The organism is Sphingobium limneticum, assembly GCF_008710155.1.
Lineage (GTDB): Bacteria > Pseudomonadota > Alphaproteobacteria > Sphingomonadales > Sphingomonadaceae > Sphingobium > Sphingobium limneticum.
The window spans coordinates 13,292-38,205 of the sequence record NZ_VYPZ01000028.1; the positions used below are offsets into that span (position 1 = coordinate 13,292).

Annotated in this window: 23 protein-coding genes; 18 read left to right on the plus strand and 5 right to left on the minus strand. The window is 62.7% G+C overall.

The window, feature by feature from the left end; genetic code table 11:
• Positions 1-5: 5 nt before the first annotated feature.
• The 11 genes from F4U94_RS20220 to F4U94_RS20265 all read left to right on the plus strand — a co-directional run bounded on the left by F4U94_RS20220 (position 6) and on the right by F4U94_RS20265 (position 12,007).
• Entirely contained in the window at positions 6-953 is a 948-nt protein-coding gene (locus tag F4U94_RS20220) for a hypothetical protein (RefSeq protein ID WP_249042092.1), read from the plus strand.
• Entirely contained in the window at positions 940-1,758 is an 819-nt protein-coding gene (locus F4U94_RS20225; RefSeq protein WP_120253360.1) for a PRTRC system protein B, read from the plus strand. The genes F4U94_RS20220 and F4U94_RS20225 overlap by 14 nt, the downstream gene beginning before the upstream one ends.
• Positions 1,758-2,417 carry a PRTRC system protein A gene (locus F4U94_RS20230; RefSeq protein ID WP_170267513.1) on the plus strand — a complete coding sequence of 220 codons (660 nt, stop codon included), beginning with the start codon at positions 1,758-1,760 and terminating at the stop codon, positions 2,415-2,417. The genes F4U94_RS20225 and F4U94_RS20230 overlap by 1 nt, the downstream gene beginning before the upstream one ends.
• Entirely contained in the window at positions 2,407-3,192 is a 786-nt protein-coding gene (locus F4U94_RS20235; RefSeq protein WP_120253359.1) for a PRTRC system ThiF family protein, read from the plus strand. The genes F4U94_RS20230 and F4U94_RS20235 overlap by 11 nt, the downstream gene beginning before the upstream one ends.
• A gap of 181 nt (positions 3,193-3,373) precedes the next feature.
• The gene (locus tag F4U94_RS20240; RefSeq protein ID WP_120253358.1) at positions 3,374-3,640 is read left to right on the plus strand and encodes an antitoxin; all 267 of its coding nucleotides are present in this window, start codon (positions 3,374-3,376) and stop codon (positions 3,638-3,640) included.
• A 14-nt stretch (positions 3,641-3,654) separates the two neighbouring features.
• Entirely contained in the window at positions 3,655-4,044 is a 390-nt protein-coding gene (locus tag F4U94_RS20245) for a type II toxin-antitoxin system VapC family toxin (protein WP_120253357.1), read from the plus strand.
• Between the two features lie 51 nt (positions 4,045-4,095).
• Positions 4,096-4,443 (plus strand): hypothetical protein, encoded by a 348-nt coding sequence (locus F4U94_RS24810; RefSeq protein WP_161601903.1) that lies wholly within the window; start codon positions 4,096-4,098, stop codon positions 4,441-4,443.
• 134 nt (positions 4,444-4,577) lie between these two features.
• On the plus strand, positions 4,578-9,725 hold the full coding sequence (locus F4U94_RS20250; RefSeq protein WP_232016357.1) for a lactate dehydrogenase: 5,148 nt from the start codon (positions 4,578-4,580) through the stop codon (positions 9,723-9,725).
• Between the two features lie 150 nt (positions 9,726-9,875).
• Positions 9,876-11,066, plus strand: a complete 1,191-nt coding sequence (locus F4U94_RS20255) for a DUF932 domain-containing protein (protein ID WP_120253356.1) — start codon at positions 9,876-9,878, stop codon at positions 11,064-11,066.
• A gap of 60 nt (positions 11,067-11,126) precedes the next feature.
• Positions 11,127-11,657 carry a hypothetical protein gene (locus F4U94_RS20260; RefSeq protein WP_120253355.1) on the plus strand — a complete coding sequence of 177 codons (531 nt, stop codon included), beginning with the start codon at positions 11,127-11,129 and terminating at the stop codon, positions 11,655-11,657.
• A 110-nt stretch (positions 11,658-11,767) separates the two neighbouring features.
• Complete coding sequence (locus tag F4U94_RS20265) at positions 11,768-12,007, plus strand: hypothetical protein (protein ID WP_120253354.1); 240 nt, start codon at positions 11,768-11,770, stop codon at positions 12,005-12,007.
• Between the two features lie 256 nt (positions 12,008-12,263).
• Here the strand turns inward: F4U94_RS20265 and F4U94_RS20270 are convergent, their stop codons facing one another.
• Positions 12,264-16,208 (minus strand): PIN domain-containing protein, encoded by a 3,945-nt coding sequence (locus tag F4U94_RS20270; protein WP_150412179.1) that lies wholly within the window; start codon positions 16,206-16,208, stop codon positions 12,264-12,266.
• Positions 16,209-16,454: 246 nt separating this feature from the next.
• On the opposite strand from F4U94_RS20270, the gene F4U94_RS20275 reads away from it, so the two are divergent.
• Complete coding sequence (locus F4U94_RS20275; RefSeq protein WP_120253350.1) at positions 16,455-17,216, plus strand: hypothetical protein; 762 nt, start codon at positions 16,455-16,457, stop codon at positions 17,214-17,216.
• A gap of 77 nt (positions 17,217-17,293) precedes the next feature.
• On the opposite strand, the gene F4U94_RS20280 is transcribed toward F4U94_RS20275, so the two are convergent.
• Together F4U94_RS20280 and F4U94_RS20285 are read right to left on the minus strand one after the other, a co-directional pair.
• Positions 17,294-18,580, minus strand: a complete 1,287-nt coding sequence (locus F4U94_RS20280) for a HEPN-associated N-terminal domain-containing protein (protein WP_120253349.1) — start codon at positions 18,578-18,580, stop codon at positions 17,294-17,296.
• A gap of 157 nt (positions 18,581-18,737) precedes the next feature.
• Complete coding sequence (locus F4U94_RS20285) at positions 18,738-19,121, minus strand: hypothetical protein (protein ID WP_145986313.1); 384 nt, start codon at positions 19,119-19,121, stop codon at positions 18,738-18,740.
• A gap of 390 nt (positions 19,122-19,511) precedes the next feature.
• Here F4U94_RS20285 and F4U94_RS20290 point away from each other — a divergent pair, with 390 nt between their 5' ends.
• From F4U94_RS20290 to F4U94_RS20305, 4 genes are all read left to right on the plus strand, one after another.
• Positions 19,512-19,976: a DUF736 domain-containing protein gene (locus F4U94_RS20290; protein ID WP_120253347.1), complete on the plus strand. Its 465-nt coding sequence runs from the start codon at positions 19,512-19,514 to the stop codon at positions 19,974-19,976.
• A gap of 89 nt (positions 19,977-20,065) precedes the next feature.
• Positions 20,066-21,070 carry a DUF2493 domain-containing protein gene (locus F4U94_RS20295; RefSeq protein WP_120253346.1) on the plus strand — a complete coding sequence of 335 codons (1,005 nt, stop codon included), beginning with the start codon at positions 20,066-20,068 and terminating at the stop codon, positions 21,068-21,070.
• Positions 21,070-21,285: a DUF6117 family protein gene (locus tag F4U94_RS20300; protein ID WP_120253345.1), complete on the plus strand. Its 216-nt coding sequence runs from the start codon at positions 21,070-21,072 to the stop codon at positions 21,283-21,285. Before F4U94_RS20295 ends, F4U94_RS20300 begins: the two co-directional genes overlap by 1 nt.
• Before the next feature lie 40 nt (positions 21,286-21,325).
• Positions 21,326-21,613 (plus strand): DUF5983 family protein, encoded by a 288-nt coding sequence (locus F4U94_RS20305; RefSeq protein WP_120253344.1) that lies wholly within the window; start codon positions 21,326-21,328, stop codon positions 21,611-21,613.
• Positions 21,614-21,793: 180 nt separating this feature from the next.
• Here the strand turns inward: F4U94_RS20305 and F4U94_RS20310 are convergent, their stop codons facing one another.
• Complete coding sequence (locus tag F4U94_RS20310; RefSeq protein ID WP_120253343.1) at positions 21,794-22,273, minus strand: SRPBCC domain-containing protein; 480 nt, start codon at positions 22,271-22,273, stop codon at positions 21,794-21,796.
• Positions 22,274-22,743: 470 nt separating this feature from the next.
• Between F4U94_RS20310 and F4U94_RS20315 the strand changes: the two genes are divergently transcribed.
• Positions 22,744-23,721 carry an SLOG family protein gene (locus F4U94_RS20315; protein WP_120253342.1) on the plus strand — a complete coding sequence of 326 codons (978 nt, stop codon included), beginning with the start codon at positions 22,744-22,746 and terminating at the stop codon, positions 23,719-23,721.
• An 86-nt stretch (positions 23,722-23,807) separates the two neighbouring features.
• Here the strand turns inward: F4U94_RS20315 and F4U94_RS20320 are convergent, their stop codons facing one another.
• Positions 23,808-24,158 (minus strand): hypothetical protein, encoded by a 351-nt coding sequence (locus F4U94_RS20320; protein ID WP_188117316.1) that lies wholly within the window; start codon positions 24,156-24,158, stop codon positions 23,808-23,810.
• A 408-nt stretch (positions 24,159-24,566) separates the two neighbouring features.
• Here F4U94_RS20320 and F4U94_RS20325 point away from each other — a divergent pair, with 408 nt between their 5' ends.
• Positions 24,567-24,797, plus strand: a complete 231-nt coding sequence (locus tag F4U94_RS20325; protein ID WP_120253341.1) for a hypothetical protein — start codon at positions 24,567-24,569, stop codon at positions 24,795-24,797.
• Positions 24,798-24,914: the final 117 nt, after the last annotated feature.

Here is a 24,914-nt window from a genome sequence, read left to right on the forward strand (position 1 = left end):
GGCGCATGGTCGCGCTCGGCGCGGACGTTCCGGCGATCTTCGACCAACCGCTGGCTCTGCACCACAAGTTGCTTGGGCGCTGGGTGGCGGGTCGAGAGGGTGCGCAGGAAGCTTGTACGCGCGTTGAGGCGCGCCGTCGGATCGAGCGGGCCTTTCGCGCCGTGGCGCTCGACATTCTCGCACCGGTTGAACTTGCCGACCTGCGCATCGCTATCCTGAGTGGCGAGGAAAACCAATCGCCGGTCGTCACCATCACCTGTGAGAGCATCGGCCAGCTTGACCTTGGCTGGATCGAGACAGGCGATGCCCCCATCAGCTGGCGGGCAGCGGCTTACGCTGCGCTCGAGAGAACGCTCAGCCGCGTGCTGCCCGTCTTTGCCTACCAGGATCTCTTCGAGGAGATATCCCGCTATTATTGGGAAGGCGAAACCGACGACGCTGCTGCGCTTGAATATATGATCGCCTGCCACGGCGCTGACCCCGAAGACCTCGACAGTCTGAGCCTGCCATCCACGATGAACGATCGGCGCCCCGATTGGATGATCCGGGACAAGGCGATGTCCGTGCGCAGCCTTCCAGCCAGGCTGCGCGGGATCATCAGGAGGCTCGACCATCTGCATAGGCAGATTGACCGCCTCGATCCGAACGACAATGCGTGGGCGTTCCATCTCGATACCGCCTACGAATATTTCCCGGGCACCGAGGAATGCTCGCCATTGCCGCCGCTTACTTTGGTGCCGGTCGACCAGTTCGCGCGCGAGGTCGACGACGTTGCGCAGCATGGCATGGAATATGGCTTCTTCGATCTGGCCGGGATCTGCGTGCTCCCGCAAGCCGACAAGATCGACCGATGGCTCTCCTCGTTTCAACTCGGCGTAAAGCTTCTCACCACTGCGCAGGAGCTGATCATGCTCGATCCAACTATCCTGGGAGCCTCCCATGGCAAATCATAGCGTCTATTTTGGAGAATCCGATGGCGGCCTAGTGCTAACCAACGCCATTCTCCTCTACAGGTCCGGGGGGGCGGCCGGGCAGTCGGGTCATGGTACCCCGCTGGCGGCTCCGGCATTCGCCAGCATCCATGGAATTGTACGCGACGATCTGGACCGGCCGACGATTGCCGCAGGGAAGCCCTTGTCGCAGGCACATCTGCGGCATTGGACGCAGGCCCTGGGACGCTGCGTCCAGCCTGAAATCCTACCCGACAATGTCCTTGTCTCCCATCCCGAGATGCTGGCCTGGTGGACGGCGGAGCAGGTGCGCACAGGCTATTTTGCCCTGTCCAACCCGCCCGCGGACCTCAAGGCGCTATCAGGGCGCACGAGCGTGCCAGTGCCCTATCCTGCCCATCTCTTCATCGCGACCCGCTCCGGGCTCGACGTCTATGCCCTGCCGCGAAGCTGCCGGCCAACAGCTGACACGCCGGTCCTGCATTCCCCGATCCTCAACATATTCATCGAAGGCAAGCTCTGCTGGGGCAACATCGCAAAGCCCAAGGCGCTGACGGTGGCATCCATCGCGGACTATGAAAGCGCGGTGTTCGATTCCTGGTCGACCCATCCCAACCCTGGTCAGGATTTGACGCTCACCGGCAAAGGCGGTCTCGTCCGGCTCTGGGATGCGCTTGCGGCGCAGCGCGCAACGCGCTTTCCGGTCCGACGCCTCAAGCCATTCCTCCCCGGCCGCCGGCAAGCGAGAAAGCCATGCGGCGATGCCGGGGTGACGGTTGGTGATCTTATCGCACGCGGGGCAGCGTGATGACCATACTCGCTAAGGACCCGACCGCGGCGGCGATACTTGCAGCGATCCCCTGCTATGCGGTCCCTCCACACGGCAGGTCGCCGGCGCTCGAGGCTTTGCAGGACGCGCGGACCAGTCATGGGCTGGCTGTCGGCAAGGATGGCGTGATGCTCATCCTGCGTCGGCCATGGCTTGTTCTCGACCTGCCTGTTACGCCGCCCATTGCAGGCTATCTCCCCTATGGCGACATGGGCATGCCGCGTGCCGCACTGCGCTGCGGACTTGTCCCGCGCGAGCATTTCGAAGCGATCGTCGATCATTTCCATGGTGCTCTCCCGCATGAGGCGGCCGCCTTCATCCTCTGGAACGAGGCGACCGGCAGGTTCGTCACCAACTTTCCCGAGATCGAGGAGGCGACGCCTGCGCGGCTCGTCTACCGCCCGCCCATCATTGAACCGGGCTGGCACCTCATCTGCGACATTCACAGCCATGGCCGCGGCGCCGCCTATTTCAGCGCCACCGACAATGCCGACGACATGCATGCAACGAAGCTGTCACTCGTGCTCGGCCGGCTTGGCCATCCCGATGGGCCCGTAATGGCGATGCGCCTGTGTGCGGCCGGCCTCTTCATTCCGTTGCCGTGCAGCCCCTTCGAAGGAGATCGACATGTCATCTGATCTGTCCCGCCGCCACTATCTCGCGCCCCATTTCAACGGGCGTTCGATCAGCGTCCTGCTCGTGGGCTGCGGGGGTAGTGGCGCGCAGATGCTGATGGGCCTGGCGTCGCTCGACACGGCGCTGCGTGCGATCTGCTCTCGCGCGCTCCACGTCACCGTTGTCGACGATGACGTTGTGACCGGGGCCAATCTGGGCCGGCAGCCCTTTTTTGCTTGCGATCTGGGGCAATCCAAGGCGCGTACGCTCACGGAACGGATCAATCTCGCGCATGGATTGGCTTGGGAAGCCATACACGGGCGCGCGCCCGCAGCGGCTGGCATCGGGGGTGTCGATATGCTGATCAGCTGTGTCGACACGGCCTCGGCACGCGGGGCGCTAGGGCAGGCGATCGACCAGGCGATGGGAAAGCCCGCTTATTGGATGGATCTGGGCAATCGTGCCCGAGACGGCCAATTTATCATTGGCTGTCCGGGCGATGGTGTGAATCGGGGGCCTGGTCGGCTGCCGACGGTGCTGGAATTTTTCCCGGAGCTTTCCGACGAGAGCATGGCCGATGACGACAGGCCATCCTGTTCGGTTGCCGACGCCCTCGAGCGCCAGTCGCTATTCGTCAACCGTGTCATCGCAAGCCATGCACTCGCGCTTCTGTTCGATCTCCTTGCGCGCGGCTCCATCGATCATGCCGGCGCGTTCATCAATCTTGCCAGTGGTCAGACCGTGCCAATCCCGTTGCCGGTGAGCGCTAAAGCCGGGCAAGCCCCGATACTGGATTGAGGCGTTTGCCGCGCACTCGCTGATATATGTGCCCGAGCCTGGGAAGTGTTGGCGCAAGGACAGGTGAACGACCGTGGGTCCTGATGACGACCTGCGCTTTACTGAGAGGGCGAGGCATCAGGGGACTATTGAACCTGAGCCCATGTTGGCATATATATTGGCATATACATAAGGGACGATCATGGCCGGCACAGCAGCCCACAATGCCCCGAGAGAGGCGAAGCTTTTCCGCAATAATCGCAATCAGGCGGTGCGGATACCTGTGGAGTTTGAATTTTCCGGCGAAAGAGTTCTGATCCATAAGGAAGGTGATCGGCTGATCATCGAGCCGCTGCGCAAGCGTGGGCTGATCGAGATTCTCCGCGGCTTGTCTCCCTTGCCGCCAGAAGATCAACTGCCCGACGATCTCGACGCAGCGCTTCTTCCGTTACGGGATGTGGAGCTTTGAGCGCACCGCGTTACATGCTCGATACCAACATCGTGTCCGATCTCGTGCGACATCCGCAGGGCGCGATTTATGAAAAGATCGTCGAGATCGGAGCGGATGCGGTCTGCGTGAGTATCATCACCGCCGCCGAACTACGCTATGGATGCGCCAAGAAGGGTTCTGCAAGGCTGCTCGCCCAGGTGGAAGCCATTCTCGAGGGTATCGAGGTTCTGCCCTTTGATATGCCTGCCGACGCTGAATATGGTGGAATCCGGGCAGAGCTGGAGGCAGCAGGGCAGCCGATCGGTCCGAACGATCTTCTGATCGCGGCGCACTGCTATACGCTCGGCTTCACCCTGGTCACAGCAAATGATCGGGAGTTTCGCCGTATACGCGCGCTTCCCGTGGAGAACTGGATCCACTGACGCGAATGGCTCTGCTGAAGATGTTGGGGCGCCTGAGATATCAGTAGCTTCGTGCTGCTTGATGACGTGCCTGGCAATGGCAAAAGCGTCTTTCTCGCCAGCGTGGCTAGCTGCTTGAGGCGGGAAAAGCCCGAGATTTTTTCGGTCCTCTCCTGTGCGTTCCCGGACCGCCGCATCGACGGCGGGCATGTCGGCGCGCTCTACGCGGTCATGGGTCTGGCCGAGGCGACATGCTCGTCCCCGAAACCATCATCGGCAACAAGCGCCATGCGCGCGCCGCTATCGCCGATCTCCTCCGCCAGTTTGCTTCGTCTCTTCGCCTTGGCTGACCTGACCGCCCGGCGGGGACCGGCCTTGCGTCCCTCGATCTTGAGAGGCGCTCCGAAAAGCCGCTGCTGAGCGGCCGCGAGCATGCGTTCCGGGCTGTCGCTCTGAAGGAAAGGGGGAGGTGAATGGGGCGCTCCGCCAGGCGGAGCGGACCGGAGCCACGCGCGGTTCCGGTGCCTTCGCGTCCATCCCGGAAGGATCCCCCCATGCCAAACAGTGCCTCCGCGCTGGCTCTCCAGATGAGTCTCGACTTCGACCAGATCGTCGCGCACGCCATCGGTGCGATGGACGCAATATCAGAGCCGCCGCCCCGCCTTGGGTTGGCGAGCGGCCAGCTCGTTCCCGCGTCCCGGCCGAAACTGCTCGATTTCTCCCTTGCAGGTGAACATGGGCTCGCGCCGACCTGGCTGGAGCGCGCCTGCGACAATGTGGAGGCGATCAGACTTCTCACCCTCATTGAGCGCGAGCAGCGGGCCGCTGACCCTGACGAGCAGGCGCGCATCGCCCGGTTTACAGGTTTTGGCGCGTCTGACCTGGCCAACGGCATGTTTCCCGATCGGTCGGGCGAGTATCGCCAAGGTTGGCGGGAGGCCGGCCAAAGCCTTGCGCAACTGGTGTCGGATGCGGAGCTTCACTCGCTCAAAAGGGCTACGCAATATGCCCATTACACGCCGGCGCATATCGTTCGGGCCATGTGGAAGGCGGCTTCCATCCTTGGATTTAAAGGGGGGCAGATCCTCGAGCCGGGCTGCGGTAGCGGTCTCTTCATGGGGCTGCGGCCCAAAGACCTTTCGTCCGACAGCCTGTTCGTAGGCATCGAGAATGATCCCGTCACAGCCCGGGTGGCAAAGGCGCTCTATCCCAATCAGATGATCCGCTGCGAGAGCTTCGACAAGTCCGTACTGCCGCAGGATTTCGACTTGGCGATCGGCAACCCGCCATTTTCCAACCTCTCCATCCGTGATCGCACTGCGATCGGACAGCTCGGGCTCTCACTCCACGACTTCTTCATCGCAAAGTCGATCGAGCATCTGCGGCCCGGTGGCATCGCGCTGTTCGTGACGTCCCGCTACACGCTCGACAAGAGCGATCCCAGGGCCCGTTCCCATATCGGCTCCATGGCCGACTTCCTTGGAGCGGTGCGGCTGCCGGGTAAGGCGATGCGCCAGGAAGCGGGCACCGACGTCGTGGTCGATATCCTGCTGTTCCAGAAGCATCTCGGCGATGAGCGGCGCGGCTGCGTTGACTGGCTGGAGCTTGGCGAGGTTCCGGGCAGCGACGAGGGCGAGGGGCCGCTGCGTATCAATCGCTACTTCCTCGACAATCCCGATCATGTGCTGGGCACGCACGCATGGCGAAGCGGCCGGTTCGGCATGGACTATGACTGCACCGCTCTTCCTGGCGTCGATCTTCCCGACACAGTTGGATCAGCCCTCAGCGGCATCGCCGCGCGTCATGCCGGCAGTTTTCATGCCGTTCCGCGCACTATGCCCCTGCGCGAGCGCTTTGAAGTCCGACCGGGTGTCAATGTCGGCAACGCTGCTGACGAAAGCGCATTGAAGGAAGGAAGCTATTTTCTCTCCGACGGGCTTCTTCACCAGATCGTCGATGGCGCGTCTTCGATCGTCGCCGTGAAGGCAGGGCGGGGCGATGCCGGCCTTTTCCCCAAACATGCCGACATCATCCGCGGCCTCATTCCCGTTCGCGACAAGGTTCGCTCGATCCTGCGCGCGCAGATGGCGGACGAGCCCTATGCCGATCTTCAGGAGCAGCTGACGGATCATTATCGTCGCTTCGCCAGGAAGCATGGGGCCATCAACAAGAGCGTCACAAGCGTTCGCGCCGATCCTGCAACCGGCGCCGAAAAGGAATATCAGCGCCGGCCCAATCTTCAGCCCTTTCTCGACGACCCCGATGTCTGGCTCGTCGCCTCGATCGAGACCTATGACGAGGCGAGCGATACAGGCATGCCGGGACCGATCTTCACCGAGCGGGTCGTGCGCCCGCCGGTCGTCCACGACATCCATTGTCCGCAGGATGCGCTGGCGCTCTCGCTCCATGAGCGTGGCCGCGTCGATCTGCCACTGATCGCGCAGCAGCTTGACCTGAGCGAAGCCGAGGCTCTCGCTGCCCTTGCCGGGGACATCTATCTCGATCCTGTCCGCACTACGCCCGCCTTCGACCATTGGGTGCCGGCCGACGAGGCGCTCTCGGGACCGGTACGCTTGAAGCTTGCTCGCGCGCGCGCGAAGGTTGGTACCGATCCGCGCTTCGCTGCCGTCATGACTGCGCTCGAGGCGGTGCAGCCGGTCGACCTCAAACCCAGCGAGATCACCGCGCGCCTCGGTGCCCCCTGGATTCCGGTGGACGTCATCGAGGCCTTCATCGCCGACAGCATGGAAATCGAGACCAGCATTCACCACACGCGCGAGCTTGCCAGCTGGACGATCGACAAGGCCCCGTTCGCCGGCCATGTCAGCTCGACCTCCATCTGGGGCACGCCGCGCCGAAGCGCCGCCGATCTGCTGGAGGACGCCCTCAATTCTGGCATTCCCAAAATCTACGATCTCATCCGCGACGCGGACGGATCGGAGCGTCGCGAACTCAACACGACCGATACCGAAGCGGCCAAGGAGAAGCTGGCTGCCATCAAGTCGGCCTTCGAGAGCTGGGTCTGGCAGGACAATGCGCGCGCCGACCGGCTCGTGCGCCTCTATAATGACGCCTATAACGACCTGGTGCCGCGTGCGTTCGATGGCCGACACCTGACGCTTCCCGGCGCATCGACGACGATCAGCATGCGCGAGCATCAAAAGCGGGTCGTCTGGCGCATCGTTGCGTCGGGCACGACCTATGTCGCCCATTCGGTGGGCGCCGGCAAAACCTTCAGCCTGTGCGCGGCGGTGATGGAGCAGCGGCGCCTCGGCCTCGTCAACAAGCCGATGATCGCGGTGCCCAACCACTGCCTCGCCCAGATTGCGCGCGAATTTCTCATGCTCTACCCGACCGCGCGCATTCTCGTCGCCGACGACACCAACTTCGTCAGGGAGAAGCGCCAGCGGTTCCTGAGCCGTGCCGCGACCGGCAACTGGGACGCGATTATCATTACCCATGACGCCTTCAAGTTCATTCCCACGCCGTCCGCCTTCGAGCGCGGTCTCATCGGGGATCAGCTCGCAAGCTATGAAGCACTTATCGCAGGGATCGACCGGAACGATCGCGTGTCGCGCAAGCGGATCGAGCGCCTCAAGGAAGGGCTTGGCCGCCGGCTCGAAGGTCTTGCCGCCAGGAAGGACGATCTTGTCCATATCGGGGAAATCGGCGTCGATCAGATACTCGTCGACGAGGCCCAGCTATTCCGCAAGCTCACCTTCGCGACCAATCTCTCCGATCTCAAGGGCGTCGACCCTGACGGTTCGCAGCGCGCCTGGGACCTCTATGTGAAGACCCGATATCTGTCGGCCATCAATCCGGGGCGCGAGCTCATCCTCGCTTCGGGCACGCCCATCACCAATACGCTGGGCGAGATGTATACGCTCCAGCGGTTCATGCAGCCCGACGAGCTTCACGCCAAGGGCCTGCACGAGTTCGACGCCTGGGCCGCCAATTTCGGCGATACGCGCACCGAACTCGAGCTCCAGCCGAGCGGCAGCTACAAGCCCGTCACGCGCTTTTGCGAATTCGTCAACGTCGCGGATCTCATGGCGATGTATCGCAGTGTCGCCGATGTCGTCCTTAAGGAAGATCTGCGCCAGCATGTCCGTCTGCCCGTGGTTCGTGGCGGCAAGCGGCAGATCATCGTCGCCCCTTCCGGCGCGCCGTTCAAGGCCTATCAGCGCGTGCTCGCCCGGCGTATCAAGGCGATCGAGCAGCGTAGCGGACGCCCGCAGAAGGGAGACGACATCCTCCTTTCGGTGATCACCGACGGTCGGCACTCGGCGATCGACCTGCGTTTCGTCGACCCGGCCATGGGCGATGAAGAGGGTAACAAGCTCAATCTTCTGATCGACAATGTGTACCGCATCTGGCGCGACACCGGCGATCATCGCTACCGCGACCCCGAGACGGGCCGACCCTATCCCTTGCCTGGCGCAGTGCAGATGATCTTCTCGGATCTGGGCACCGAGGCAGCGCTCGAAACCCGCGGCTTTTCCGCCTATGTCTGGATCCGCGAGCGGCTGATCGCGCTTGGCATACCCGCCGACCAGATCGCCTTCATGCAGCACTTCAAGAAGAACAGCGCAAAACAGCGGTTGTTCAACGATCTCAACCAGGGCGCCAAGCGCATCATCATCGGGTCCACCGCCACCATGGGCACCGGCGTTAACGCGCAACAGCGTCTCAAGGCGCTCCACCATCTCGATGTGCCGTGGATACCCTCGGACATCGAGCAGCGTGAGGGCCGGATCGAGCGCCAGGGCAACCAGAATGACGAAATCGAGCTTTATGGCTATGCGACCAGCGGCTCGATGGATGCCAGCAACTGGCAGATGCTCGAGCGCAAGGCGCGTTTCATCACCATGGCGATGTCGGGCGACCGGTCCATACGGCGGATCGAGGATGTCGGTTCCAACGTCAACCAGTTTGCCCTGGCCAAGGCGCTTGCATCGGGCGACGACAGGCTGATGCGCAAGGCGGGGCTCGACGCCGAGGTGGCGCGCCTCCTGCGCCTGCGCGATGCGCATATCGACGATCAGTTCAACATTCGACGGACCATCGCGCGAACCAGCGCCGCGATCGAAAGGGGCCGCAAACATATCGCCTGTCTCGAGAGCGATCTGTCCCGGCGCCTCGTGCCGCCGCCTGGCTTGGTCATGTTCGATCATGGCAAGGCCCTTGTCACTGATGTCAGGGCGGCTGCCGACCATATCCTGCTACATGCGCGCGAGATGCGGATGCAGGGCAGGCCGGCCACCCTCATTATCGGCAGGTTCAACGGCTTCGAGGTCGAGCTATGCTCCTTTGAAACCATCGACGATGATGGAAACTGGTGCCTGTCGACGAAGGTCGCCTTGCTGCATCATGGCGAGCAGCGCGATTTTACGGTGACCGACAGGACTAGGTGGGGCACCCTGATCGCCCGGCTTGAGGCATCCATCTGCCATCTGGATACCGATCTCGCCGAAGCGCGAGCCGCTCTTGAGGCCGATGAGCGGCGGTTGCCGGCGTTTGAGGCGCGTATCGGAAAAGGATTTCCCGATGCCGCCATGCTGGAAGACAAGCAGGCCGAACTCGCCGCGCTTGAAGCGGAACTGGTGACGACCAGGGGGGAGTTCGATCCGGAGCTGGAACCCGACATGCCCGACCTTGGGGATGGCGCCGGTCTGGACGCGCCTCTTGCGCGGGTCGCGTGACCCCTGTGGCTTTCTGCGGATCTCGATCCGTTTCCGGAAGGTCAGCGGCTGATCGTTCAGCGACGGGGCGATCTCGGCGCGAAGGGGAGGAGGGGAACGGGGGATGGGCTCGCGGGGAGCGGGTCCTCATCTGTCAACAGGAGACCCTCCATGACCGCACTTGCTTTGTCCGATCGGCCCGCCACCGGCGGTTACAAGGTCGATATCAGCCGGGGCCAGAATATCGGCCGCGTCTCGTCCGAATGGTTCAGCCGCCCCGATGACGAGCGTTTCCTTTCGCTGGGTAGCCTCCATGACAAGGTTCGCGCGCGGGCAGACCTCGCCTCGACCAGGATCGTCGAGAGCCGCGCTATCCGCGTGGCAGCGCACAGCGATGCCCCCGAGCGCCTGCGCCTTATCGCGCCCGGCTCGGACGTGCCGGTTGCGCCGACACACTGGTCCTTCGGTCAGCTCTGCAGCCTCGTTGGTGCGCCGTCGGGCTATCTGCGCGACCTGCCCGCGGCGCTTGCCGGCATCAACCTGCAGCACGGCCTCATCGCTCATAGGGGAGAACATGTAAAATTGCTCGAAACGCGCGACGGGCGGACGGAACTGCGAGCGGTCACGGGACCCGACTATGGCCGGATCTGGGACCATGAACTGGTCGAGGCGGTCATGGGCATTGCCGGCAACGGCACGGGCGATACCCGCTGGAAGGTGCCGGGCGTCCTCGACTGGGGCTCGATGGTCTACAACCCCTGTGTCGACATCAGCGCCGAGACGACGACCCTCTATGCCTCGGATCGGGATGTGTTCCTCTTCCTGGTGGACGACACCCATCCGATCGAGGCAGGCAAGCTCCCGAACGGCGATCCGGACCTCTATTTTCGCGGCTTTTATTGCTGGAACAGCGAGGTGGGCGCCAAGTCGCTCGGCATCGCCACCTTCTATCTCCGCGCGGTCTGCATGAACCGCAACCTGTGGGGCGTCGAGAATTTCGAGGAGATATCGATACGCCATTCCAAGTTCGCTGCCAGTCGTTTCGCCACACAGGCCGCGCCGGCGCTCGCGCACTTCGCCGACTCTTCGCCTGGCGACTTCATCCAGGGCATTCGCGCGGCGCGCGAGCGGATCATTGCGCGCAAGGATGAAGATCGCGAGAATTTCCTGAGGAACCAGGGCTTCTCGAAGGTCGAGACCGGGCGGATCATTGCCTCGGTCCTTGCCGAGGAAGGGCATCCGCCGGCCTCTCTCTATGATTTCGTCCAGGGGATCACGGCGGTGGCACGCACCCGGACGAACCAGGACGCGCGTCTCGAGCTTGAGGGCAAGGCCAAGCGCATCCTCCAGAAATCGAACTGATCCACAGGCGCCGCCGATATGTCCCTTCGGCGCCGCAATCTTGCTCGCAGGAGATTTGCCATGACTAACCATAAGGGCACGCAAACGTGCTACTTCGAAGCGCGCGTCGCCTTTTGCTGTGACCGGACGATATTCGCGATCGAGCGTTACAGCCTCGCGGCTCCGGACGAATATGAAGCCGAGCGGATCGCGCGTGATCGCGCTGTCATGAGCCCCTATCACGACAGGCGCATCCCGGACTTCGCTATCGATGTCGACATTGTCCTGGTCGACGAACCCGAGCCAGATGATGATCCAGAGGCCCCGGCGGTAGAGGTGGTGCGACCGGTTTGCAAGGCTTGCGGGAGTGACGACCTTGCCTGCGATGGCGTGGCGCGATGGGATGAGAGCACCCAGACTTGGTTTTTATCCTCGATGTTCGACGACATCATCTGTGGAGCCTGCGATCGTGCAGGCCCTGACATCATGTGCTGGCTTGCGGTCGACGCCCATCCCCTGACCTTAGGCAGTCATGTCATTTTGGCGCCTTTGCCGGGTACCGACGCTGCTAACCTCGACGGGAAGTCCGGCGTCATCCAGCAATTCAATTGATGTACTGCTCATGTGCGTGTCGCTCTGGCTTCGGCGCGCCCCGCTGGCGATGTTTTGCTTGTGTCCGCGACCTGCCTTCGCCCCACGCAATTGAACGGCAAGGTGCTGCCATGCGCAGGATAACGAGCCGTGCTGAGCGGGCAAACCCCATGCTCGCGTTACCCGCGCTGTGCGAGATGCTGGCGTTGGAGCCCGCGTCAAAGGCGGCGCTGCGCGCGCTTTTGCTGGATTTGCGCGCTGATGCAAAGTCCCGGGCCGATCATAGCTGGCGCAGGCGCAAACCGCCCATGGCGGCCTACTGGGCGGCGGTGGCTGTTTATGCGGGTCATCTCGCCCGTCTTCTGCGTTGATTGCTGGCAAGACCGCGCTTCCTCCGCGGCAGTCGGCCTCACAGCGGTCGGCACTGACGTGACAGTGCAAATGCTGCCTATGGGGCTGGGCCTCGCGCAACTGCGGTGACGGCAATCAGCGGATGGTCCAGGATCATGGCTCCCTCCAACGCGCAAGCCATGAGCATAGTTTGGGACCCGAGGCTTCTTTCGATTGCCGATCGCGGAAGCAAGGGGCCCTTCTATTGGACAGGTCTGATTGAAGATGAAAAAAAGGTCATGAAGGCGTACGCAGTCCTGCACCTCTTAGTGCCTCCCAGAAGCCATCAATGTCCTGCGACGCCAGCTGAGCCGGCTCGGCAATGAGGTGATTGACCGGCTTCAAATAGGTCGTGCCCATGAGCTTGCGGGGCAGCATCACATGAATATAGGCGTGCGCCTGCAATGCCCGCATGGCCTGTTGAGCATGGCCGAGCAGTGCATGGGCTTCCTTAGCCCTTCCCACGCCATCGGCGACTTCGATCAATAGCTTGGGAAATACGGCGGCATTCGCGCTGCCTGCCAGCTGCCGGGCTCTTAGCATCACATCGGCGACGACCCTGGCTGCACTCGATTGGTTGAGCGTCTGGCTAGTCAGATGGCGGGCAAAGTCGCGCAGACGATCGTCGGCGTCCCAGCCGTTGTCCTGCAACTGGCCGATGACCTCGGCAGCACTGAATTGCACGAACTTGTAATTGGCATCCATCAGGGCGGCCACCACCTGTCTATATTCAGGATGGGTGAGCTTGCCGGGAAGTCCGACCCGCTGGACGAAGACCTGGGTCCAGGTCGTGTTTGCGCCAGCTGCCTGCGCGACGACGCGAAGCCCGAAATCATCGGTCAACAGGGCGCGCTTGGGTGCCAATGCGGCTATGAGGCTGTCATGATAAGCGGGATTGAGATCTGCCAGCATGTCGGCAACGCTTTGAGGCACCTGCTGATCGGTCTCCGCCGGCACCACGGGCAAGGCCTCTGCAAGTTCCAGCGCGGCCTTCGCTTGGGCTATTTGCCGGGCGGCAGCCTCCTCTGTAAGCTCCTCAAGATAGTATCTGACGCCATCATAGCCGAAGGTGCCCGATTTACGGCCATGATTGCCCTCACGTTCCTCGACCAGGTGCCGAAGGCTGTCTATGGTCGACTGGACGACCGCGAGCCGGTCCTTGAGCTTGCTCAAAATTGGTCCAAGCCCCATGCGTGACCAAGCATATACAGACAGCGGGTCGACGACCATCACGCCGTTGCCGGCGCAAGCGCGCCCACTTGCGAACTCTGCCTCCTCGCCAAGGGCCGCCTTCAGGCCGAGGCTCTTGGGATGGCTGAAATTCTCCCAGACATCGAAGATCGAGGCTCCTGCAAATCGCGCGAACATCGGGATCGGTACGACGCTGTCACGATAGAGGTTTTCGAGTTCCTTGCCCCGATCGGCACGCGCCCGCGCCATCGCGAACATTTCCTCGAACCGGTCGTCGCCCTTGCTGTCGTCGATCGTGATCGATCCAAAGGCGCTGTTGTCCGGGAACAGAGCGGGAAATTGCCGCATCGTCCGCCGAAAGGCGAACAGGAATTGGGTCTGGATTTCGCCCACACGAAAGACCTGCGGTGCTGTTCCAAGCTTGGCTATCTCGACCGTTTCACCGACCCGCAGACCTAGCAGGCGTTTGGCAAAGCCGTCCTCCGGCGACAATTCTTCGCGCTCGATGCGCGGGTCGGACGCTGTTTCGATGATGCGGTGAAGCTCTTCGCCAGTCGCGTCGTTGATGAGAACGACACCGGTTCCCGCTTCCACCCGGTCCGGAGCCGCCATTGTGACTTTGCTTGATCGTCCGCCGATGATGAGGCCGAGCGCATAGGCCAAATGGATCCGCGGCTCCGCATAGCCGTCTCGAAGTGCGCGATAGCCAAATGCCAAGGCTCTGGGCGCGTCTTCGAGATAGCGGTCCACCAATTGGGCAAGGCTGATGAGTTCAAGAGCTGCGCCCTCGATGTCATGCGGTGTCTGCTGCAGCCAGGCCCTGAAGTCCACCGGCCGGCCAAGGCGGGTGAGCAACTGGATCCAGATCAGTCGATTGCGCAGCACATCGAGCTTTTGCAGGGCGCGCTCTGCAAGAGTGAGCGCCGGCTTTAACAGGCCCGAGCGCTCGTAGATCGCGACGCCCACCGGCAGATAGCCGTCGGATGTTTTCAGATCAGGCGGAAGGGACTCGAACAATTTGCGAGCCTCTGCCCGGCGATCGGCAAGGTTCAATGCCTGCAGCCGCCGCTGCAAGGCGAAATTATCGGTCTTTTGATGCAATGGCGCATAGAGATCGGCCGCCATCGAATAATGACCCGAGACATAGAGCGTCTCGGCGGCGTGCATGCGTTCACGTACGCTCAGCTCGCTTTGCGCGAGGGCCTCGATCTCGCTTACCAGTCGGTCCCGTAAGGGATCGTCCTGCGCGAGGCCATCGAACAATATTGATCTGACCACGATAGAGTTCGGGTTTTTCTCGATAGCCGCCGTGACGGCCGTGTCCCTCTCAACACCGCCCAGGATTGCCGCCTGAACCTGCATCGCTTCGACAAGCTCGATGCGCTCGGCTGGCGGCACATCCGCGCCTTCGGCAACGCCCAGCTTGTTCGACCAGGCGATTGCCGCTTGCGCGTCCTTCATCTGAAACGCGGCATGAGTTCGAAGCAGAAATGCATCGAATGGCAGTTCGCTTTCTGGAAGACTGTCGAGCATCTTGGCCGCTGCGACCCAGTCGCCGTTCGCCGCCAGTCTGCGCGCTTCGAAAATGCCATATGCGGCATAATCGGGATTGGCCAGGAGGGCCTGATCCAGGATCTTCTCGGCCTCGATGTCGCGGCCAAGCATTCCGAGCAGACTGATGAGATTGGCAGCGACGTGGCGGCCCTGGAAACTGGAATCCTGCTCGACAAGCTTCGTCCACGCGCTTTGCATAAGCCTGATCGCGCGATCTACGTCCTTGCGTAAAGGTCCGGGGATCTCATGGGTGATGCCCAAAGCTTCAACTGCGGCCAGGGGTTGCACCAATGCTTCTGCGACCGACGACATCATCCGCCAATCGTCCGGCTCGATGCGCAAAGCCGCCTCGGCATAAGCCAGATGCCCCGCATCATCGCCATTCTCGCGTGCCCGCAATCCAAGATGCAGTTGAATATCGGCTGATGCTGTCAACTCGGGCGGTAGCTGTGCTTCGATGTCGGCGACAGCCGTGCCTGATGCAAGCGTATCGATCCAGATGCTCGCATTTCTCGCTGAGCTCTGATCATCCTTGAAGGCGGCTGTCGCAATCGGTTCTGCCTCGTCTCGCTTGCCCTCCATCGCCAGCGCTAATGCCTTTGTGGCGCGCGCATTGGGATAGTCAGGATAGGCGTCGAAGGCTTCATAGAACAGGCCGATCGCGCGCGGTTCATCTCCCAGCGCATAATGCGCGTTACCAAGGCCGGCCAGCATCCGATATCGTGCAAGTGGGCTGGCGTTCTCCGCCTCCCTGGCCATGAGGCGTTCAAGCGCCCTGATCGCGGCGCGAGGAGAGCCATCGCTGATGAGCTTGCTGGTTTCAGACACTTGGGCTGCGAGCGCATCGTCGTCCGATCCTGCCCGGATATCCGACATCATCTTGATCGCCGTGCGCACCAGCGTGTGGGTCTGCTCAAAGCCAGCGGCATTTTGCTGTGATGACTCGGCGATCTGCTCGACGACGTCGACCGGCGCTACATCACGATAATATTTCAGGAGCACGTCCTGATGGTCCGAGACCAGATTGCGCAGCGTCTTCCATCCGGTGAACCGGACCTCGAACAATCCAAGCTTGGCATGTTCTACGCTGATCTGTCGCGCGACCTGCTGGAGCGCCTGATCATTAGGGCCCGTGGTCGCCAGAATGAAGACATCGAGAGGCGGCTGGAAGTTGCGAGCCTTGGCGACTTCTGCCCTGAGTTCCTTCTCGGTGACAGCAGCCTGGAGATCGCCATCCTTGCCTTTGCATTGCACGCCGGTGAAGCGACCTTCGATACGATCCGTACCATAGACGTCGACACCCGCCTGCGGCTGCCCCTCGCGTCCGTGCATTTCGGCATCATTCGTCTTCCACATCCTGCGGTAGACATCGAACGCCAGATTTTCAAATTCCTGCCAGTGCTTTGGCGCTGACAACTCTCGCGATGTAACGGACATGCAACGAGCATAATTGTTCCTGCTTTGATCTGGAAGCCCTGATTGCGGCCTGACGGCCGATAATCAGCATGAGGCAGGTGCCGCGTCGGGTCGGCATAGCCCCTGGCTCTCGCGCATCCGAAATGTCTTGTACTCGGCGAATGCACATTGCGAAACTTGTCGTCGAGCGGCGGAACGTCTTTTCTTATTTGTTCTCATTTTGTATCGTCCAGGTTCCGACAAGCGCTTCATGGAGGAGCCGCGAAAATGGACGAGCAAAGTCAATCCATCGGGACGATCAAGCCGCCTCTGGAGTATAGCAGCGCCAAGGCCGGCCGCCATGCGGCAAAGGCCCTGGCGGGCGCGATCCCGGTCGTAGGATCTGCGGTTACCGAACTCATCGATGGCCTCGTGCCTGACCCTGAGAGTAATGACCGCAAACGCTGGGAAGGCGAGGTCACCGATAGCGTCAATGGCTTGACGGATACGGTGGAACAGCTGTCTCGTCCCGATCGCGGACAGAAGGTCACATTTTCGGGCGCCCAGGCATTCGTGGCGAGCTACCTCACTGAAAATTGCAGCAACGGTATCCCCGACTATGTGGATGTCGACAGTTTGGTAGCAGCAGATTCATCTTTTTCGCGCGAGGATATCGAGGACGCCATTGCCGATCTTGAAGGCTATGGGCTCGTGAAAAGTCTCGACTCCTTTGGCGGTTCCGGGCTGATCGAGCTGACCGAGCACGCCTATGAGGCGTTCGACCCTCCTATCATGGGCTGGGACCCGCAAGAGGATGCCAGGCTTCTGGCTGCCTATCTGGTGACCCATCGCGCGGAACAGTCCTTTTCGGCACCTGACCTGGAGGCTGCGATGGGTTGGCCCCGTCGGCGGTTCAATCCAGCCCTGCGCGTTGTCGCACAATATATCCGATGTGTCGGTGACGAACTGCAGCCCCATTATGTGGTGACATGCGTGCTGCCGACTTCTGCGGAATTCTCCCGCCTGCGAAGATTTGCGGCTGGGAGGTGATCACGCGCTATCGCAGGCAGCATGATTGCGGATGTCTTGGAATCTGGATCGGCTTCGCATTGGCACACTGATCCCCGTCACAGACTCGACCTTGCCACCTCATCCCAACCTTGAACGACGCCATCCACCGCCGTCACGTTGAAGAAACTGGAAAGCCGGGGGCGGAAGCGGAGTGTTTCGCCCCACCGGGACAGACCCTGGATATCGTCCCGCTGCACGAACAAAGCTATATTGCGGCCCTGCGCGCTGCGGGTGCTCGGATAGATGATACCGTCGAGAGCTGCATCATCTATCCGGAAGACCCTGCGAAAATATTCCGTCACGATCTGCGCGGGCACATAGTCGATATGCTCCCTCCCATCGCGCGCCGAAATCCTGGCGATGTCGTCAATGAATGCCGACATGAACTGTGCGAGACCGCGCTGGCCACGGGTGGCATTATGGAATATCCCGACATAGGGAAGCGGCGCCTGACCGGATAGATCGAGCAGGCGTAAAGGTCGCAGGGGCGAGAAGACGCCCATCGCAACCCGGCCATTGCTCTGCAAAGCTTCGTGGAGCGGCGTTTCGGGATCGAGCGCACCGTAGAATATGGCGATGCCCGCCGCGTTCATACGCCCGGCCGGCGGGCCGTTGTCACTTTCAGGTGGTGGGCCAAGGTCTGCGGCAGAACGGTGCCACGGCTGACCCTCTCCTACAGCACGCGCACGATAGATGCGCGTGCCGGTTCCCAATGTTCGAATGAGACCGGCCGATCGAACCGCGTCGCCCAGCAGATCGAGCATGGCGGTCGCGGGCACGAAGTCATCATCCTGTCGATCATGATACCCCCTGGGCTGCTCGTCCTCCCGAAGGAACATGAAACGGGAACTATGCTTCACATAACGACTGAAGCTTTCCCAGGCCTCGCCCAGTTGGCGGCTGGGAAGCCATTGACCCGGATTGCGTTCACACCATTGCCTGTCATCATCGAGAATGGAGCTGACCGCCTCGGCGACCTCCCATTCCGTGCTGAGATGGTCCTGGACGATCTCCCATTTGTCCCAGGTCATTCCAGCCCAGCCATTGTCGCTCTCCGGATCGAGGAAGAGGACATTTTCAGGAATATCATAATCCTGCGCGATACAGCCCATGATATAGGCTGCGATCAGATCGATCGACACTGCCCGTTCGGAGCGGAACCGGCGGCCACAAAAATCGCATTGTCTGGCACCCGCAAGTGTCGCCGCCGCCTCGGCCAGACCTTCATCGGCAAGGCATGTTCCGCAGACATGCCGTGGATCGCTGCCGCTGACATCGCTCTGTCCCTGCGACACCATCGCGTCGGCCCAATCGGCCCAGCTCAGCTCATCACCGAAATTCACAGGCTATTCCTTTTTCGCGCACGCCCTTGGGGGCATTGAACCGGTGCTCCGCACCAGCCGTTGCCGAGACCGCCCCGGTTAATCTGGAGCAAGTGAAGATAGGGTGTCCAGCGACCGCGCATCCAACGGGTCTGCGTGGAGCCGCCAGGGAAAGATGTCAGGCTGTGGCCGCGCGCAGCATTCCAATCATGTCGGCTCGGTCCCGCATGATTCTGGCATGAGCATGGAGCAGGGTGGCTGCCGCCGCGATGGGGAGGGGACCAACGCATCGATAGAGACCGATTACATAATCATCGGCGCTCTCGAGAAGCCTTGCCAGGTCCCTTCGACCCTCGCTGTGCGCATTGCTGACCCCATTCTCCTCCTCCATCCACAACTGCGATACTGCGTCAGCCACAGCCTCGGCTTGTATGAAACCGCTGTCGAGGCCCACCTGAAGCGACAGGGCCGCAAGGCGCACCGCGACAGGGTCTGCGGCAGGATCGGCGATCACATCAATGAGCGGGAGATTATGGTCATAGGTGCTGAGCCAGGCATGCATGAGTTGGATTCTCCAGGGACGCTCCGTTGAGAACATAGGAGGAACATCAATGCAAGGGTGAAGGCGCGTGGCGGCTGCCCGCTACGCGGGCACCGTCGCCCTATCGGCGCTGCGCGCCGACCGAGCCCCTGCTGCGCCGGGTCTCGGCCCTGTCGGGTGACGGTCGACTGCCGGAGGAAGAACTGGCGGGGGCAAGTGGCGGCGAAGAGCAGCGCCAAGGCCAAGGGGCAGCATTGTCGCAGGAGGAGGGTAGCGACGGCGGCGGCCTGCGCCCGCGCGCGCGGGCGGCGGCAGCGGCGGGGGTGAGGACGGGACAGAGAGAAGAGAGGGACTTTTGAGGATGTCGGTTCGGAATGGTCCGAAAGCGACATGCGTCAAAGGATAAGTCTTATGAACATCGGTGAATTCAAGACCATGAACGGCCGTCTGCAGGGCTGGATCGCAACCCGCACGATGGATCTGCCCCGGCTTGGGCTGCGCAAGGTCGAGAGCATGCACGAGCGGGCGCCCGTCTATGAAATCCTCGCACTCAACGTCGGCAATCGCTGGGTGCAGGTGGGCGCGCTTTGGGAAGCCTTCGCCAAGAACACCACCGGCGAGGCCTTCCTCCAGGGTTCGATCGACGATCCGAGCCTGCCCGAACCGCTCCCGATCGCCCTGTTCGGCGATGCGCAGGAGGGCTTTCGCGTCGCCTGGCGCCGTCAGCAGCCTCGCGACATGTTCGCTCCGGTGAGCCGTGGGGCGCAGCGCGGCGGGGCGCCCGACGGCGAGGACGACTTCGGCGACAGCACGGCCGACAGCAATGGCGAGCTGATGGGCGCGGGCGCCGATCTGGCGGACGAGGTCCCCTATTGAGGGCATCGGCCGTTCGCCATGAACCGGGCCGGGGGCAGCGTGGCTGCCTCCGGCCCATTTTTCCTGTGCCAGCCATGAGGAGCAGGGCCATGACCCGCACCCATTCTCAAAGCGTCCATCAGTTCGCCGACCTGAAGCAACTTTACGCGGAAATGACCGCAACGCCCGATTTCCAGGCGATATTCGGCGAGCCCCTGGGGCTCACCATCGCCGGGCCGGGCGAAGCACCCGCCGAACTCGACATGCCCGAACCGCTCGCCGTCCAGGCCGATTGCGGTGGCGTGATCGCCTGCCTGTTCGATCTCCTGAGCGATACGCGCCTCGAAGCGCTGGCCGCCGAGATCGCCTGGGGTTTCGTGAACTCCTTTCACTTCGTAGCCGGCAAGCTTGAACGCCGCGAAGATGGCCTTGCCCGCGAGCTGGGGGAGATGGCGCGCGCTCCCGACATGAGCGAGGTCTATGCCCGCGAACTGGAGGAGAAACAGCTGCTTTGCCATAGCGTCACCGAACAGCGCGAGGCGCTCGAGACCATGCGCGATTTCGCGGCCGATATGTATGGCGCCATGTCGGGCATGCCCTGGTCGCCCGCGCGCGGCAGCCGGACGTCGAACCGGAGCGCCTCCCATATCGATGCGCTCGACTTCCTGCGCGCGCGGCAACTGGCGGCGCGCGAGCGGCACCTGCCGCAGGGGCCGATCGTCATCTTCTCAGGCCCCGCCAAATGGCATGACACCGATATCCTCTTTGCCAAGCTCGACGAAATCCGCGCGCGCGTGCCGCACATGACGCTGGTGACGACCGGTCAGCGAACCGGTGCCGACGCGATCGCGGCCGGCTGGGCCGACAGGCCCGGCGTGAAGGTGCCCCATGTGGCCTACAAGCTCTACCGATCGGGCGCGAGGGAGGCGTTCGACCGTAACCGCAAGCTCCTGGCGCTGCGCCCCGTCGAGGCTGTGCTGTGCCAGGGATCGGGCGTGCAGAAGAACCTCTATCAGCTCATGCGCGAGGAGGGCGTGCCGATCCACGCCTTTCGCAAATGCGACCAGGCGCCCGACGTGGGACTGCGTGACCGACTGGCAGGGGGGAGGGCGTAATGGCGATCCCCGATGGCTACAGACGCAATTTCGAGACGCTGGTGCGCGCTGCAAAGCAGGATGATCTCGCGCTGCTCGAATGCACCGACGCGGTGACCGGCGAGCCGCGCTATGTCCTGTGCGCGGTCGGAAGCGATGGCACCGACTATGTCATGACGCCCTTTGGTCATCTGCATGACGGCAACCCTTACGAGGCCTATATTGCGCCCGCCTGAGCCGCCGGCGTGGCCCGGTTCTCCGCGAGGTGCCGTACCGGTGGAAATCGGCACGCATCTTGTCCTCTCCACAGCGCATGTGACCCATGCCACATCGGAACTGCTGACCGCCTGGGCGGCGCTGCCTGTCGAGCAGCAACCCCTTACGGCCGCATCGACCTGGTATGGCTGGTTCGTCTCGACCTATGCGGTCGAGGGTGACATCGCGCCGATCATCCCGCCGGACCTGGTGGAGATCCAGCGCTTCGCCCGGTCCCTGGGATGTGCGTACATCCTCTTCGATTGCGACGGGGATACCGTCGCCGCACTGCGGACTTTCAGCTGGTAGCCGGGCTTTTCGCCTTGCCTTCGACCAGTGGGTCGCCGGCATCGTCCGGCGGCCCTTTTTTTATATTGCAAGGATGGAGGATCCGAGATGGGCCAGGCCCGGCAGATCCATTGTCGCGATGCCCTCTGGCCCCAGGTGCGCAGGGGATCGACCTGTTCGCGACGCTTAAATGCCGGCCGACTACTCCGTCAGCCGCGCAAGGTTGAGCAGGGATTGCGCCATGCCCAGAGCATGATCCGCAGCGGAAATTCCCTCCGGCACGTCATGGGCACTGAAGGTGACCCTCGTTCCATCCCGATCTTTCTCGAAGGTCGTGACCAGGGTCATCACACCGGCGAAGGCGGGATCGTCCGAAACGAACCGCACCTCTTCCACGATCTTCTCCTCGGGGAGCATCTGCGCGAAACGGACCTCGACCGCATCCTTGCCTGGCCCGCTCTTGCCGAACGCCTCGTTTCGCTGATCGTCATAGTGAAGCACCATGCGATAGCCGCCACAGGCCTGCGGCCGGAAGTCGCTCACCTGCGCTGTCATGCCTTCGGGCGCGCGCCAGTTGGCCATCATCTCGGCGTCGAGGAAAGCACGATACAAGGTCCGCGCACTTGCCAATATCACCCGCGACGCCTTGTCGATTCGCGCCTCATTCCTTGCCTCACGCAACGTTCGTTCGCCCCTTGTCTCGTTATAAGCCTGATTTGCCCTAGGCCCATATTAGGCTGATGCGGGCCGTCTGTCGCCAGCCCGCATGAAGATGCCATGCCGATCGCTCCCTGGCCGTGGCAGCGTTCCCACAGTGGCGCTGCGCGCAAACGGGATCGAAGGTAGAAGGGGAGCAGAGGCAGACGTAGCGTGCGTATCTGTGCCCTGCGGGGGGCATCGAGCCCCCCGCAGGGCAGCTCTTCCTCTCTCTCAAGTCCTTCTAGTGTGGCACGGGACCGCGTCGGCCTCAAGGACGGCGGGGCCCCACCATTTTTCCTGGCGGGGCGGACGTTGGGCACGCGTCTCCGGCGCGGTGGCCGCCAGGAAAAATCGTGACCCCCACCGCCGCTTCGCGGTCGCTGCGCGATCCTTGACCCCGCCGCTCGGAGCCCGTGCCGGAAGGGAGACCTCTTCAAGTCAAGGAGGTCAAGATGACTGCATATATCGAACCTGTCGCCCGCTTCGCCGATGTCGCCGAGGTCTTCCTCGCAGAAACGCAGACGCCCGCCGGCAGCTACGCCGGCGCCTTTGCCGAAACTGCCGATCAGGTCCGTCTCGGCGCCACCGACGAGGCTATCAGTGCGCAGATGCCGGACCCGCTGGCAGCGCAGCTGGGGGTCGAAATGCTGGTGACGACGCTGTTCGACCTGCTGCGGGACAGCCGCCTGGAACCCCTGGCCCAACGCCTGGCATGGGGCATCGTGCACAGCTTCCACAAGGTGGCGGATCAGTTGGATGGTGAGGCGGACCGGGCAGCAATGCAGGTCGGGCGCCTGATCCGCGAACAGGACGGGAGCGAGATTGCCACGACCAGCCTGGAGGAGGCGCAGGCGCTCTGCAACGGGCTGGACGAAGCGCGCGATGCAGTGGCGTGTATGCGCGATCACGCAGCGGCCATGTTCCACGCCGAAACGGGCAAGCCCTGGTCCGCGCCCCGCGCCACGCTGGTATCGGGGAAGCGCACCGCCTCGGTGATATCGGGGATCGATTTCCTGGCGGCCAGGCGGCGCAAGCGCATGGATGCCCACGCACCCGATGGGCCGGTCGTGCTCTTTTCAGGGGGCGCGGAATGGACCGACTATGCGCAGCTCTGGGAGCGGCTGGACCTGATCCGGGCGCGCATTCCGGCGATGACACTGGTCACCACGGCGCAGGAAACCGGATGCGACGCCATTGCGGCCGCCTGGGCGGCATCACGCGACGTCAAGCTGGTGCCGATCGACCTGCGTAAATGGAGCAAGCTGGGCCAGCGGGCGGGGTTCGCGCGCAATGAGGCGCTGATGGGACTGAAGCCGGTGGAGGCGATCGTCTGCGAAGGCAACGGCCTGCAATCGCATCTGGGGCGACTGGTGCGCGCCGCCGGCGTGCCGCGCCACTATTTCGTAAAGGCCGGGCAGGCGCCCCGGTGAGACAGGCAGCCGGCGAGGGAGGTGCGCCTTCCTCGCCGGCTCTTTTTTGTCGAGAGGGCAGAGGTCGCCCGGCTCAGGGACCCGGCCTAAAGGCCGGTCCCGTCGCCCGGCGATGCTGCGCCCTGAGGAGTCGCCGGCCTCCTGCGCACGGCTACGCCATGCTCTTGGCGTGGCCGCTGTTCCTGCGCGGGGCCGGTCTTGGCGGCTGTGGGTGAGAGGGCCTTAAGGGCTGCAATGGCCGCAGGGCCGCCGACGCGAATGGCCTCGTTGATCAGATCGCGAAACTCGCGTTCGGTAAGCGTTTCCACCTCCATGTCGGCAGCAAGCGCGCCATATTGGGCGCGCAGCGACCTGCGGACCGCCTGCGTTTCCTGCGACAGCCGTTGCTGGTCGGTCATGAGTTTGGCCAGCCGTTCACGGTCATTCATCTTGGGCATGTATGGCTCCTTGCAAAAGAAGGAGGTCTGCCCGCCGTCCCTATTTATCGGTGATCCGCGCGAAGAGCGCAATGTCGATGTGCTGCGGATCGTGCCTTGCCAAGGGCGAGGCATGATCGAGCCTAGAGTCAGGCACAGGCGTTGCACGATGAAGCCCGCCAACGCCCATTGAGGGCGTTCCCGGACTGCTGCCGCGGGTAAGTTCTTCTCTCTCTTGAGGCCCAGGATGGCGGACGGAGCAGAGAGCCTCAAGGATCGACGGTGCCCCCAATTTTGCCGGGGCCTTCGCTGGCGCTCCGGTCCCGACAAAATCGGCACCCCCGTCGCCCGCTGCGCGGTCGCTTCGCGATCCTTGACCCTCTCTGCTCCGCCCGCCGCGCGGCTCTCCTCATGTCAAGAAGGAGACGAATGATGGAGACGCGCACGCAACTTATTACGAGGCTGGAACGCGAGATCCGGGCGGTGGAAAGGATACTCGACCGACGCGGCATGTATGTGGACATGATCGACTGGACGGCGATGACGGCCCGGGAGCGGGACTGGGCCCGCTATCGCCATATGGAGGAACTGCACATGACAATCTGGGAGCTGGACAGCCGCCTCGATCATCTGGACGAGAACCGATGGAGCTACGAGTGAGGGGGGCGCAAGCCCCTCTTTTTTGCCACCGTCCTGCACGCGCGGTCGTCGCAAATCCCCTCCGGGGAAGCCCCGCGCCTGCCGGCACGAGACTGGCGCAGCGGGCGAGCCGCTGCG